The 13708-nt window shown below is 70.0% G+C and carries 14 protein-coding genes; 12 read left to right on the forward strand and 2 right to left on the reverse strand.

Annotation, left to right across the window (positions count from 1 at the left end; translation table 11 throughout):
- The first annotated feature begins 36 nt into the window (after positions 1-36).
- The 5 genes from BHQ18_RS14595 (at position 37) to BHQ18_RS14615 (ending at position 7173) form a co-directional block, all read left to right on the forward strand.
- On the forward strand, positions 37-1107 hold the full coding sequence (locus BHQ18_RS14595; RefSeq protein WP_069414326.1) for an NAD-dependent epimerase/dehydratase family protein: 1071 nt from the start codon (positions 37-39) through the stop codon (positions 1105-1107).
- Entirely contained in the window at positions 1108-2292 is a 1185-nt protein-coding gene (locus BHQ18_RS14600; RefSeq protein ID WP_069414327.1) for a flavin-containing monooxygenase, read from the forward strand.
- The gene (locus tag BHQ18_RS14605) at positions 2289-3392 is read left to right on the forward strand and encodes a spore photoproduct lyase family protein (protein WP_069414328.1); all 1104 of its coding nucleotides are present in this window, start codon (positions 2289-2291) and stop codon (positions 3390-3392) included. Before BHQ18_RS14600 ends, BHQ18_RS14605 begins: the two co-directional genes overlap by 4 nt.
- 141 nt (positions 3393-3533) lie before the next feature.
- Positions 3534-4289: an SDR family oxidoreductase gene (locus BHQ18_RS14610; protein WP_069414329.1), complete on the forward strand. Its 756-nt coding sequence runs from the start codon at positions 3534-3536 to the stop codon at positions 4287-4289.
- A gap of 88 nt (positions 4290-4377) precedes the next feature.
- Entirely contained in the window at positions 4378-7173 is a 2796-nt protein-coding gene (locus tag BHQ18_RS14615; RefSeq protein ID WP_069414376.1) for an ATP-binding protein, read from the forward strand.
- On the opposite strand, the gene BHQ18_RS14620 is transcribed toward BHQ18_RS14615, so the two are convergent.
- Positions 7174-8904: an L-aspartate oxidase gene (locus BHQ18_RS14620; RefSeq protein WP_069414330.1), complete on the reverse strand. Its 1731-nt coding sequence runs from the start codon at positions 8902-8904 to the stop codon at positions 7174-7176.
- Positions 8905-9061: 157 nt separating this feature from the next.
- On the opposite strand from BHQ18_RS14620, the gene BHQ18_RS14625 reads away from it, so the two are divergent.
- From BHQ18_RS14625 to BHQ18_RS14645, 6 genes are all read left to right on the forward strand, one after another.
- Positions 9062-9724, forward strand: a complete 663-nt coding sequence (locus tag BHQ18_RS14625; protein WP_069414331.1) for a nitroreductase — start codon at positions 9062-9064, stop codon at positions 9722-9724.
- A gap of 159 nt (positions 9725-9883) precedes the next feature.
- On the forward strand, positions 9884-10012 hold the full coding sequence (locus BHQ18_RS30760) for a hypothetical protein (RefSeq protein WP_264010270.1): 129 nt from the start codon (positions 9884-9886) through the stop codon (positions 10010-10012).
- A gap of 29 nt (positions 10013-10041) precedes the next feature.
- Positions 10042-10632, forward strand: coding sequence for a sigma-70 family RNA polymerase sigma factor (locus BHQ18_RS14630; RefSeq protein ID WP_069414332.1), 591 nt, complete (start codon positions 10042-10044; stop codon positions 10630-10632).
- A gap of 16 nt (positions 10633-10648) precedes the next feature.
- Positions 10649-11371: an SDR family NAD(P)-dependent oxidoreductase gene (locus tag BHQ18_RS14635; RefSeq protein WP_069414333.1), complete on the forward strand. Its 723-nt coding sequence runs from the start codon at positions 10649-10651 to the stop codon at positions 11369-11371.
- A gap of 25 nt (positions 11372-11396) precedes the next feature.
- On the forward strand, positions 11397-11816 hold the full coding sequence (locus BHQ18_RS14640) for a cupin domain-containing protein (protein ID WP_069414334.1): 420 nt from the start codon (positions 11397-11399) through the stop codon (positions 11814-11816).
- Between the two features lie 5 nt (positions 11817-11821).
- Complete coding sequence (locus BHQ18_RS14645; RefSeq protein WP_069414377.1) at positions 11822-12679, forward strand: hypothetical protein; 858 nt, start codon at positions 11822-11824, stop codon at positions 12677-12679.
- A 2-nt stretch (positions 12680-12681) separates the two neighbouring features.
- Here the strand turns inward: BHQ18_RS14645 and BHQ18_RS14650 are convergent, their stop codons facing one another.
- The gene (locus BHQ18_RS14650; protein ID WP_069414335.1) at positions 12682-13347 is read right to left on the reverse strand and encodes a nitroreductase family protein; all 666 of its coding nucleotides are present in this window, start codon (positions 13345-13347) and stop codon (positions 12682-12684) included.
- Between the two features lie 189 nt (positions 13348-13536).
- On the opposite strand from BHQ18_RS14650, the gene BHQ18_RS30135 reads away from it, so the two are divergent.
- Positions 13537-13695, forward strand: a complete 159-nt coding sequence (locus BHQ18_RS30135; RefSeq protein ID WP_165614564.1) for a DUF7218 family protein — start codon at positions 13537-13539, stop codon at positions 13693-13695.
- Positions 13696-13708 lie beyond the last annotated feature (13 nt).

Here is a 13708-nt window from a genome sequence, read left to right on the forward strand (position 1 = left end):
CACCGCGGCCGCGTTTTCCGGCACGTTTCCTCAGATATGCGCATCGTCATCACCGGGGCGTCCGGCAACGTCGGCACCGCCCTGCTGCAGAAGCTCAGCGGCTCCGACCACGAGCTGGTCGGGGTGGTCCGCAGGCCGCCGGAGCCGCGCGGGGTGTACGAGTCGGTGCGCTGGCACGCGCTGGACCTGGCCGCGCCGGACGCGGATGTGGCGTTGCGCGACGTGTTCGCCGGCGCCGATGCCGTCGTCCATCTGGCCTGGGGTTTCCAGCCGACCCGCAACACCGAGTACCTGACCCGCATCGGCGTCGGCGGGACGTCGGCCGTGCTGTCGGCCGCGCACGCCGCCGGTGTCCCGCAGTTGGTGCACATGTCGTCGGTCGGCGCGTACGCGCCGGGCCGGTACGGGGAGCGGGTCGACGAGTCCTGGCCCACCACCGGCGTGCGCACGTCGCCGTACAGCCGCGACAAGTCGGCGGCCGAAGCGCTGCTCGACGACTACGAACAGCAGCACGGCGAGGACGCGGTGACGATCGCGCGGATGCGCCCCGGCTTCATCGTCAAGCGCGCGGCCGCCAGCGGTCTGATGCGCTACGCGCTGCCCGGCTACGTGCCGATGTTCGCGGTGCCGCTGCTGCCGGTGCTGCCTCTGGACCGGCGGTTGTGCATCCCGCTGATCCACGCCTCGGACGTCGCCGACGCCTACGTGCGGGTGCTCGAGCGCGGAGCGCGGGGCCCGTTCAACCTGGCCGGGGAACCGCCGCTGGGCCGCGACGAAGTCGCCGAGGTGCTGGGCGCCAAGGCCGTGCACCTGCCGTCCGGGGTGCTGGGCGCGCTGGTCGACCTGAGCTGGCGGGCGCGGCTGCAGCCGATCGACCGCGGGTGGCTGGACATGGCGTTCACCGTGCCGCTGCTGGACTGCGGACGGGCCCGGTCCGAGCTGGACTGGCAGCCGCAGTGGTCGTCGGTGGCGGCACTGCGCGATGTCATCGGCGGGGTGGCGCAGCAGGCGCACGCCGACAGCCCGCCGCTGCGCCGGCGGTCGCTGCTCGAACAGGCCCGGCGCGACCTCACCGAGGGGCTGCTGACGACCAGGCACCTGCCGTAGATGACCGAACAGGTGGTGATCGTCGGCGCCGGGCCGTGCGGGTTGGCGATCGCGCGGCAACTGCGGCACGAACAGAAGATCGACGCGCTGGTGCTCGACCGCGCCGACGCGCCGGCCTCCTCATGGCGGCGCCGCTACGACGGGTTCCGGCTCAACACCTGCGGGCTGTGGTCGCATCTGCCCGGTCAGCGCATCCCGCTGCGGTACGGGCGGTGGCCCGAACGCGACGACATGGTCGCCTACTTCGACGACTATGCGGCACGGCAGGGTCTGCGAATCCGGTTCGGCGTCAACGTCACTGGGATCTCACGGGCCGAGAATGGCTGGGCGGTTCACGCCGACGGTTGCGTCGTCGCCGCCGAAGCCGTCGTCGTCGCCACCGGGAACTACCACACCCCGACCCTGCCGGCGTGGCCCGGACTCGAGACGTTCACCGGCACCGTGCTGCATTCCGAGGACTACCGCAACGCCGCTCCGTTCGCCGGCCGGGACGTGCTGGTCGTCGGCGCGGGCAACTCGGCCGCCGACATCGCCGTGCAACTGACCCGGACCGCGGCGCGCCCGGTCCGGATGGCGGTGCGCACCCCGCCGCACCTGGTGCCGCGGGCGGCCGCCGGGATTCCGATCGACGCGTTCAGCGCCGGGTTCGACCGGTTACCGGTGCCGGTGCTCGACCATGCGGCCGCGGTGTTCCGGCGCGCGTGGTTCGGTGACCTGACCGGCGCCGGGTTGCCGCAGCCGCGGCGGGGGATCTACACCGCGCTGCTGCGCGACGAGCAGGTCCCGACGCTGGGTGACCAGTTGGTGCCGCGGGTGAAGGCGGGTGAGATCGAGATCGTGGCGCGCGTCGAGGCCTTCGACGGTGACCGGGTGCTGCTGGCCGACGGGACCGCGCTGACCCCGCAGGTGGTGGTCGCGGCGACCGGGTACCGGCGCGGGCTCGAGCCGCTGGTCGGTGAGCTGGCAGTGCTGGACGACGACGGGCGCCCGCGGGTCAACGGGCCGGCCGGTGCGGCGCCGGGACTGTGGTTCGCCGGTTTCGACGAGCCGCTGGTCGGCCCGCTGCAGTCGTTCCGGTGGCAGGCCACGCCGATGGCGGCGGCGATCACGCAGTATCTGCGTGACGAAAAGCATTGCCCGCCAACCGATCAAGATCAGGAACCGCCGATCGTTGACCGGGTATGACGTCACCGACACAGGATGCGCGACGGGTGCCTGCGGACCTGGCCGACCGGCTGCTCGACATCCGGCGGATCTACCACGAACCCGGCATCGAGCGGTTCCCGCGGGCGCAGCAGGTGCTCGACCGGTACCCCGACGCCGAGCGCATCGAGGTGCCCTCGCACCAGGCGATCCCCGGGCTGTACGGCAACGAGGGCAACGTCGAGGACTGGGTGCGCAACAAGCGTGAGGTGCTGGTGCTCGGCGAGAAGAAGAGCCTGAGCGCGCGACGCAACGAACGCTCCAGCGACTGGATCGCGCCGTCGACGGCGAACGGGTGCGCGATGGCGTGCTCGTACTGCTACGTGCCGCGGCGCAAGGGTTACGCCAACCCGATCACGGTGTTCGCCAACATCGAGAAGATCCTCGGCTACCTGCAACGGCACGCGGCCCGCCAAGGCGTCAAGGCCGAGCCGAACCAGTGCGATCCCGTCGACTGGGTGTACGACATCGGCGAGAACAGCGACTGTTCGGTCGACGCGATGGTGTCGGACAACGTGCGCGACCTCGTCGACCTGTTCGCCCGGCTGCCCAACGCCAAGGCCAGCTTCGCGACCAAGCTGGTCAACCGCGCGCTGCTGGACTACGACCCGCGCGGCGGCACCCGGGTGCGGTTCAGCCTGATGCCCGCCGAGACGTCACGGGTGGTCGATGTCCGGACGTCGAAGATCGCCGACCGGATCGCGGCCATCGACGACTTCGTCGAGGCGGGCTACGAGGTGCACCTGAACTTCAGCCCGGTCATCGTGCACGAGAACTGGCTGGCCGACTGGTCTGAGCTGCTCGATCAGATCGCCGACGGCACGTCGGAGCGCACCCGGGGGCAGCTGGCCGCCGAGGTCATCTTCCTCACCCACAACGAGGGCCTGCACGACGTCAACCTCGGCTGGCACCCCACAGGCGAGGACCTGTTGTGGCGGCCGGACCTGCAGCAGCTCAAGCGCAGCCAGAGCGGGCAGTGGAACGTGCGCTACAAGACGCCGTGGAAAGGCCGCTGGGTGACCGAGCTGACCGAGCTGATCGCCGCGAAGCTGCCGACCTGCCGGGTGCGCTACGCGTTCTGACAATCGGCGCGCCGAGTGTGAAGCCATGGCGATTTCGCGGCCCAGAAATCGCAACCACTTCACATTCGGCGCGAATCCGGGATGAGTCGGCGCGGTGCCATCCGTTCTGGCGGGCAGGAACACCGACACGGAAGGCTCATCATGAAGATCGTTGTCATCGGCGGAACCGGTCTGATCGGATCCAAACTCGTGCACATCCTGGGCGAACAGGGCCACGACGCCGTCGCCGCGGCACCGTCGACCGGGGTCGACACCATCACCGGGGAGGGGCTGGCCGACGTGATGGCCGGCGCCGACGTCGTGGTGGACGTGTCGAACTCGCCGAACCTCGACGACACGGCCAAGGAGTTCTTCCGCACGGCCACAACGAATCTGCTTGCCGCCGAACAGGCCGCCGGCGTCGGCCACCATGTCGCGCTGTCGGTGGTCGGCACCGCCGAGATGGCCGAGCAGAGCGGCTACTTCCAGGCCAAGCTCGACCAGGAACAGCTGATCGGCCAGGGTCCGGTCCCGTACACGATCGTGCACGCCACCCAGTTCTACGAGTTCCTCAAGACGCTCGCCGACTCGGCCACCGACGGCGACACCGTGCGGATGCCGCCGAAGTACTTCCGGCCGATGGCCGCCGCCGACGTCGCGAAGGGCCTGGCGATCGCCGCGGTCAACCCGCCGGTCAACGGGATCACCGAGATCGGCGGGCCGGTCGAGGTGCTGCTGCCCGACATGATGCGCATCGCCCTGGCCGCCCGCGGTGACCACCGCACCGCGGTGTCCGATCCGTCGTCTAAGTACTGGGGCATCGACCTCGGTGAGCGCACGCTGGTGCCCGGTGAGGACGCCACCCTGTTCGACACGAGCTTCGAGGACTGGGCCCTGCAGACCGCCGCCTCGTCCTAGGCGCGTAGACCCACCAGCGCACCGGTCGCTACCATCAAGATCGGCTCCGGAGCACGCGGGGTTCACATCAGAACACGCGGTGGAGGGCATGTCTGGCCAGGATGCGGAACGACGCCTGCGCGGCCGCGGCCGCGAGTGCGAGGTCCTGCACAACCTGATCGCCGACGTCCGCTCCGGCGGCAGCGGAGTGCTCGTGCTGCGCGGTGAGGCCGGCGTGGGAAAGACCGCGCTGCTCGAGGAGGTCCACGAGCAGGCGTCCGGCTTCCAGGTGGTGGCCGTCTCCGGCGTGGAGTCCGACATGGAACTCGCGTTCGCCGGGCTGCATCAACTGTGCGCCCCGCTGATGCGCCACATCGAGGAGCTGCCCGAACCGCAGCGCGAAGCGCTCAACGTCGCTTTCGGGCGCGGTGTCGGCGAAACCCCGGACCGGTTCCTCGTCGGGCTGGCGGGCCTGAGCCTGCTGGCCGCCGCGGCCGACGAACAACCGGTGCTGTGCGTGGTCGACGACGCGCAGTGGCTCGACCAGGTGTCGCTGCAGACCCTGGGCTTCATCGCGCGCCGGTTGCTCGCCGAACCCGTCGCGCTGGTGTTCGCCGTCCGCGACCATCCCGAACTCCTTACGGGGCTACCGGAATTGGTGGTTGACGGCCTGTCGGACACCGCGGCGCGCGAACTGCTGGAATCGGTCATGATCGGTGCGATCGACCCCAGGGTCCGCGACCGCATCGTCGCCGAGACCCGCGGAATCCCGTTGGCGATCCTGGAGGTTCCGCGCAGCGTGTCGGCGACCGAACTCGCCGGCGGATTCTGGATCTCGGGTAAGCGGTCATCGGCGGCCGCCGTCGAACACGGTTTCGTCCGGCGCGTCCAGGCGCTGCCGCAACAGACCCGCCAGCTGCTGCTGCTCGCCGCCGCCGAACCGATCGGCGACGCCGCGCTGTTCATGCGCGCCGCCGCCCGACTGGGCATCCCCGTCGACGAACTCGCCCCCGCCGAAGCCGACGGGCTCATCGACTTCGGCTCGCGGATGCGGTTCCACCACCCGCTGATCCGTTCGGCGTCCTACCGCGCCGCCGACCTCGCCGACCGTCGCGCGGCGCACCGCGCGTTGGCCGAGGCCACCGATCCGCAGACCGACCCCGACCGGCGCGCCTGGCACTTCGCGAACGCTGCTGCGGGACCTGATGATTCGGTCGCCGACGCCCTGGAGCAGTCGGCCGCGCGCGTGCAGAGCCGCGGTGGGATAGCGGCCGCCGCGACGTTTCTGGAGCGCGCCACGGCGCTGACCGCCGACCCGGCGCTGCGGGTGTCGCGGGCGCTGGCCGCGGCGCACGCCAAACGTGACGCCGCCGCCTCGGACGCCGCGCACGAACTGCTCGCGATCGCCGAACTCGGCCAGCCGACCGAGCATCAGCGCGCAATGATCGGGCGGCTGCGCGGGCAGATGGATTTCGTGCGCAGCCGCGCCGGCGGGCCCGGCGCCCCTCAGCTCGCCGAAACCGCGCCTGCACTGCTGGACGCGGCGCGCCGACTCGACGGCATCGACGACTACTCGTCGCGGGAGTGTTATCTCGAGTCGATCGCCGCGCTGATGTACGCCGGGCGACTCGCCGATCCCGACGCGCTGGCCGCGACGGCCGAAGCGGCGCGCACCGCGTTGCGCGACAAGACCGAACTGCCGCGCGCTGTCGACCATCTGCTGCGCGGGGTGGCCGAACGCATCGCGGGCGGGCCGCGCGACGGCGCCACCGGAATGCGCGTCGCGCTGCAGGCGATGTGCGACCAGGCCGAGGCCGACGACACCGCGGTCGGCCGGTGGCTCAAGGTGCCCGGCTTCCCGATCATGCAGGAGACGTGCGCCCACGAGCTGTGGGATGAGGTGAGCCTGCTCAAGCTGTCGACCGCCGCGGTGCGCTACGCCCGCGCCACCGGCGCACTGGCCGGGCTGCCGCGGGCGCTGATCTACCGCGCCGGAGTGCACTTGGTCGCCGGTGAGTTCGCCAGCGCCGCACAGCTTCTCGAAGAGGCCGAATCGATCACCATGGCCACCGAGCACATGTCGCCGATCCGCTACCATTCGCTGCTGCTGGACGCGTGGCGCGGTGACGCCGCCGCGGCCGGACGCCTGCTGGAGGCGGCGGCCGCCGACGGGGCGGCCAGGGGCGAGGGTCGGCTGCTCGGGCTGACCGGATACGCCGCCGCGGTACTCTACAACGGCCTGGGGCGCTACCGGGAGGCGTTCGCGGCCGCGTCGGAGGCGTGCGAGTACGAGGACTTCGGTATCTACGGGTGGTGTTCTTTCGAACTCATCGAGGCCGCGACCCGTACCGGCGCCGACGCCGCAGCCCGCCAGGCCCTCGACCATCTGACCGAACGCGCCGGCGCGAGCGGAACCGACTGGGGGCGCGGCGTTCTGGCGAACGCGCAGGCGATGCTCGCCGATGACTCCTGCGCCGAGGAGCTGTTCGTCGAGGCGATCGAGCGGCTGGGCCGGACCCGCATCGTCGTGCACCAGGCGCGGGTCCGGCTGCTGTACGGGGAGTGGCTGCGCCGGGTCAACCGTCGCACCGACGCGCGGACTCATCTCACCGAGGCGCACGAGATGTTCACCCGGATGGGGGCGGGAGCCTACGTCGAACGGGCGCGACGGGAGCTGGTGGCGACCGGTGAGAAGGTGCGTAAACAGCAGGTCAGCACCAGCGGCGACCTGACCGCGCAGGAGGCACAGATCGCCCGGCTGGCCGGCGACGGCCTGACGAACCAGGAGATCGGCGCGCAGCTGTTCATCAGCACGCACACCGTCGAATGGCATCTGCGCAAGGTGTTCGTCAAACTCGGGATCAGCTCGCGCCGCCAACTGCGGACGGTGAGCTGGGCCAGCTGACTATTCGACCAGCTTGCCCTGAGTGGACACGTGCCGCATCCGCGCGGCGATGTCGGCCGGGATCTTCGCGACCGGTTCGGCTTCGATGCGCCCGGGGCCGGACCAGACCAGGTTCACGGCCAGCCGCTCGTCGAGCTCGGGGTGGTCCGAACGGTTGTGGCATCCTCTGGTCTCGCGGCGTTCGAGGGCGGCCTCCACCGTCGCGCGGGCCGCGACCAGGCTCGATTTCAGGTCGAATGCGTGTGCCAGATCGTGGAATCCGGCGATGTCGGGATGCACGCCCAGACCCGCGGCGCGCTCTTCGATCTCGGTGATACCGCGCAGCCCGGCCTGCAGACCCGACTCGTCGCGCACGACGCCCGCGTACTCGGTCATCGTGTTGCGCAGTGAGCGCTGCAGAGATCGGACGTTCTCAGCTCCGTTGACCGACAGCACCTCGTCGATCTCGTCGCGCGCGGCCGAAACCGCTACGCGACACCGCATGTGGGCGCCCAGGCAGGTGGAGTAGGCGGCTGCCGCGCGACCGGTGATACGGCCGTAGACCAGCAGCTCGATCAGCGAGTTGCCGCCGAGCCGGTTCGCCCCGTGCAGTCCGCTGGAGGCTTCGCCGATCGCGTAGAGACCCTCGACGTCGGTGCGGTGGTCTTCCGGGCGCACCCACACTCCACCCATGGAGTAGTGGGCGGTCGGCGCGATCTCGATCGGGTCGGTGGTGATGTCACGCAACTGCAGGTCCATCAGGGTCTGATAGACCCGCGGCAGACGCGCCATGATCTGCTCGCGTGGCAGATGAGAGACGTCGAGCCACACCCCTCCGCGCGAGGTGCCGCGGCCCTCCTTGATCTCGGTGTAGGCGGCGAGCGCGACGCGGTCGCGGGTGGACAGTTCCATCCGCTCGGGGTCGTAGCGCTTCATGAACCGCTCCCCGAGATCGTTGCGCAGGATTCCGCCTTCGCCGCGCGCGGCTTCGGAGACCAGCGTGCCCGCCGAGTCCTCGGGTTCGATCAGGCCGGACGGGTGGAACTGCACCAGTTCGGGGTCGCGGATGCGGCCGCCCGCCTCGACCGCCAACCGGAAGGAGTCGCCGGTGTTCTCGTCGCGGCGCGAGGAGGTGCGGCGCCAGATCCGGGTGTGTCCACCGGCGGCCAGGATCACCGCGTCGGCGTAGATCGTGTAGCGGGTGCCGTCGCCGAGGTCGAAGCCGTACGCGCCGAAGATGACGTTGTCGCGCACCAGCAGCTTGGTGATGTAGGCGGTGTCCAGTATCGGGATACCGAGAGCCGCAACCTGTTTGACGAGGGTGCGCTGCAGCTCGAGCCCGGTGTAGTCGCCGGCGAACGCGGTGCGGCGAAACGTGTGGGCGCCGAAGAACCGCTGCGAGATCCGGCCGTCCTGCTCGCGGGCGAACGCCATACCGTAGCGCTCCAGGTCGCGGATCGACTCCGCGGCGCCCTCGGTGACGATCTGCACGGTCACCGGGTCCGCGAGCAGGTAGCTCTCGGTCAGCGTGTCGGCCGCGTGCTGCTGCCAGGAGTCCTCGGCGTCCATGGTGCCCAGCGCGGCGTTGATACCGCCGGCGGCCAGCGTGGTGTGCGCATCGGTTCGGGGCCGTTTGCCGACCAGCAGCACCGCGACGCCGCGCTCGGCGAGTTCGATCGCGGCGCGCAGACCGGACCCGCCGGTGCCGATGACGAGTACGGAGGTCGCGATCTGCTGCTCGGTGCTGCCCATGCGCACCAGAACGTCTGCGCGGCGACGCGTTCATCCCGCCGTACGCAGAGTCCGTAATTCCGTGGCACCACGGGCTTTCAAGGGTTCGCGCCTGAGCTCCGCGCGGGAAGCTGGAAGCACCAGCCGAAAGGCTCCGGAAAACGAAAGGCAGGCGACGATGAACGTTTACGACGCGGTGGCGAGCAGGCGCGCGGTGCGCGGCTTCATCGACGAGCCCGTCCCGATGGATGCGCTCGAGCGGGTGCTGGCGGCCGCGGCGTGGGCGCCGTCGGGAGGAAACCTGCAGCCGTGGCGCATCTACGTGGTGACCGGGGAGCCGCTGGAGCGGCTCAAGAAGCTCGCCACCGACCGGGTCGCCGCCGGCGACCCCTGGGATGAGCGCGAGTTCGAGATGTACCCGCGCGACCTCAAGTCGCCGTACGCCGAGCGCCGCTCCCAGTTCGGCAAGGAACGCTACAGCGCACTGGGCATCGAACGCGAGGACTGGGAGGCCCGGCAGCGCGCGGCAATCGCGAACTGGGAGTGCTTCGGCGCGCCCGCGGTGCTGTTCTGCTATATCGACCGCAACCTGGGCCGGCCGCAGTGGGCCGACGTCGGCATGTACCTGCAGACCGTGATGCTGCTCCTGCGGGCCGAGGGTCTGCACAGCTGCCCCCAGATGGCGTGGTCGCAGGTCCGCAAGACCGTCGACGACACGGTGAACCCGCCCGAGGACCTGATGCTGTTCTGCGGTATGTCGATCGGCTACGAGGACCCCGGGGTCAGCTTCATCCGTACCGGGCGGGCCCCGCTCGAGGAGACGGTGTCGTTCATCGACTAGCGCCCCGGGTGGCTACGGGTCAGGGGGCCACTGACCCGGGACCACCGACTACGGACCACGGACTACGGATTCTCAAGGGTCCGCTTCTGCGCCGCACCCGCAAATGTAGGTGGTGTCAGCCCCGAGATGGGCTTCACCAGCAGAAACGGGAGGATCGTCATGAAGGTTTTCGTCATCGGTGACACCGGGCTCATCGGGAGCGGCGTTGTCGCCGCGCTCGGTCACGAGATCCACCGCACCGCGTTCGGCGGCCGGCTCGCCGAGCATTCACCGGCCACCGTCCGTTGAGCACCCGGGCGCAGAGGAATCGAGGAATCATGACCGTCACCACCCTTCCCACCGCGATCCCGGACCGTGAGCTGGCCGCCAGGTTCGCCCGCGAGGCCGAGCCGCTGTTCGACGTGCTGGCGCGCGGCGCGCGACGGCTGACCCGCAACGACGCCGACGCCGAGGACCTGCTGCAGGACGCGCTGCTGCACGCCTACGCCGGATTCGCGTCGTTCAAGCAGGGCAGCAACCTCAAGGCCTGGCTGTTCCGCATCCTCTACAACCGGTGGGTGAGCTGCTACCGCGCCAAACAGCGCCGGGTGTCCGAGGTTTCGGCCGACGCGCTGACCGAGCGCGACCTCGTCGGCAACACCGACCGGGGTTGCACCCCGTCAGCGGAGGCCGAGGTGCTCGACGTCCTGCCCGACGACCGGGTCCGCGTCGCGATGGCCGCGATGCCCGACGGCTTCCGCGAGGTGCTCTACTACGCCGACGTCGAGGGCTACACGTACGCCGAGACCGCGGCGATCCTCGACATCCCGATCGGAACCGTGATGTCACGAATCTCGCGCGCCAGAGCGCGGTTACGCATCGCCCTGGCGCACCGCTACACCGAACCCGCCGAATCAGCAATCGCATAGCAAGGAAAGAGCACCAATGGAATTGGCATACAAGACCGCACTGATCACCGGCGGCACCGCAGGCATCGGGTTGGCCTGCGCGCGGCTGTTCGCACGAGAAGGCGCGACGGTCGTCATCACCGGACGCGACGCCGAACGCGGCAAGCAGGCCGCCGCGGGCATCGGCGGGAGCGTGCGTTTCGTGCAGGCCGACCTGTCGGACATGGCGTCGGTGCGGGCTCTGCTCGACGAGGCCGGCGAGATCGACATCCTGGTCAACAACGCGGCCAACTTTCCCGCCGCGCTCACCGTCGACCAGCAGATCGACGCCTACGAGCGGACTTTCGACACCAACGTCCGCGGTCTGTACTTCCTGGCAGCCGGCCTGGCGCCGGGGATGCTGGGGCGCGGTCACGGCTCGATCATCAACGTGACGACGATGGTCGCGCGCAAGGGTGTCCCGGGCGCCGGTGTGTACAGCGCCTCCAAAGCGGCGGTCGAATCGCTGACCCGCACCTGGGCCGCCGAGTTCGGCGCCGGCGGTGTCCGCGTCAACAGCGTCGCGCCCGGGCCCACGAAAACCGAAGGCGTGGAGGCCGAGTGGGGCGAGACCAACGAGGAACTGGGCCGCGCCCTACCTCTCGGGCGCACCGCGCGGCCGCAGGAGATCGCCGAAGCCGTGCTGTTCCTCGCCTCGCCACGCGCCAGCTTCATCACCGGATCGGTGCTGCACGCCGACGGTGGCGGCTCGGCGGTCTGAACAACTACAGCGAAAGAGGTCGGCAATGACGAAATATGACCCGTCGTGGGAGAACTCACTCACCGTGCTGCAGGAGGTCAGCCCGCCGTTCATACCCGAACAGGCGCATGCGATGACCGTCGTCATCGACTACCCGCCGGGCAGCGCGGGCGCCCCGCCGCACCGCCATCCGGGCGGTCCCGCGTTCGGCTACGTGGTGGAAGGCGAGATGCTGTTCGAGCTCGAGGGACAGCCGCCGCGCGTCGTGCGCGCCGGAGAGGCGTTCTGGGAACCCGGTGGTGACGTCATCCACTACTCGGATGCCAACAACCGCGACGACGTGCGTTGCCGATTCACGGTGACGATGCTCTGCGTGCCGGGCCGGCCGATGCTGGTCCTCGTCGACGACGACGAACTCGAGGCACGCAAGCATCTGCGGGTGCCCATCGATGCTGAACAGGAGTGAAGGTGATGTCGAAGATACTGTTGCAGACCACGATCGGACGAAATCCCGACGACTGGGACATCTCCCGGTTCTCGCTGCTGGCCGCCGAACTGCGGGCGGCGGGGCACGACGTGGTCGCCCGCGACCGGGTCGCCGGCGAGGACCCGGTGCTCAGCCGCGTCGACGAACTCGGTTTCGATCAGCTGTGGCTGATGGCGGTCGACGTCGGCGACGGGCTCACCCCCGCCGACGCCGCGGCGATCGCGCGGTTCCGGTGCAACGGGGGCGGGGTGTTGACCGCGCGCGACCACCAGGATCTCGGCTGCTGCCTGAACCAGCTCGGCTCACTCGGACTGGTCAACGAATTCCACGACGCCAGCGTGGATCCCGCGACGATGTGCGACGACGTCGACACGCCCACCATCTCGTGGCCGAACTACCATTCCGGCGCCAACGGCGACTACCAGCAGGTGTTGGTACCGGAGCGGGTGCACGAACTGTTGCGCACCGACCGGACCGCCAGCGGGCGCATCGAGTGGTTCCCGGCGCATCCGCACGAGGGCCTGGTGTCGACCGCCGGGGTGCCCGAAGCCGCGGTGCTGGCCCAGGGGCGCAGCGCCACCACAGGCCGGGTGTTCAACCTCGCCGTCGTGATCGACGGTGAGCGCGGCTCGGACGGCATGCCGATGGGCCGCGCGGTGGCCGAGTCGACGTTCCACCACTTCGCCGATTACAACTGGGACATCGATTGCGGGGCACCGTCGTTCGTGACCGAGCGGCCCGGTTCGCAGGTCAGGGAGGACCCGTCGCGGCTGGTGGTGTTCAAGGACTACGTCCGCAACGTGGCCGCGTGGTTGCATTCCCGGGTGTCGGTGGCGGTCTGACCTTAACGCTTGCGGGCGCCGGCGCCGTAGATGATGTCGCTGCGGGCGGCGTCCCAGTGGTTGCGGAACACCACGTCGTCGATCGGGCGGCGGCGCACCGGGCCGTGCCTGCCGCGGGGCCAGCCCACCACGACGTGGCCGGCCAGCACCCACTCGCCGGGCACTCCGACGGCTTCGCGGAGCAGCGCCTCACCGTCATAGGAGGCCCAGCTGGTGAAGCAGGCGCCGAGGCCCTGCGCGCGGGCCGCCAGGTAGAAGTTCTGCATCGCCGGGAAGATCGACCCGCCCTGTAGGAACTCCGAGGAGAACTCGTTTCGGAACGCGGTGAACAGCACCGAGGTCAGTTCACCGGCGCGGTCGTGCAGTTCGTAGGTGGCCCGGTTGTTGCGCGCGGCGCGGCTGTGGTCGTCGTCGGCGGGGCGGCTCATGCCGTAGATGGTCTCGATCGATCGCAGCGCCAGCCGGGCGGCTTCGGCGACGACGGCCCGCTGTTCGGGTGAGTCCAGCACGACGAATCGCCACAGCTGCGCGTTGGCGCCGTTCGGGGCCCAGGTCGCGGCCTGCAGGCAGCGGTCCAGCGTGGCGTCGTCGACCGGTTCACAGGTGAACCGGCGGATGGCCCGTGCGGTGGCCAGCGTCTCCCACACGTCGTCGGTCGGTTCGCGCATGCTCCTCCGTCCGCGGTCGGCTGCCGCGCGTCGACCTTATCGGGGCCCCGGCAGTTGACCGTCCTTTGCGCACATTCACGGCGGCGCGAGCGTGCACGAACTGCCGAAGATCCGCGGCGTGTCATGTGCAGACATGCCCGCTCGCGGGTACTTGATGCACAGCATGATCACGATGGCTAGGAGGCTGTGATGGCTAAGGACCACGGGTCGAGCATCAAGAACGACAAGCAGTACGAGGGCCTGCGCGAGAAAGGCATGAGCAAGTCGCGCGCGGCGGCGATCGCCAACACGCCCAGTGCATCCAAGAAGGGCGGCAAGAACTCCGGCGGCGGTAAGAAGAAGAGCTGACGATGAGTTCGCC

The sequence above is a fragment of the Mycolicibacterium flavescens genome, from assembly GCF_001722335.1.
Lineage (GTDB): Bacteria > Actinomycetota > Actinomycetes > Mycobacteriales > Mycobacteriaceae > Mycobacterium > Mycobacterium flavescens.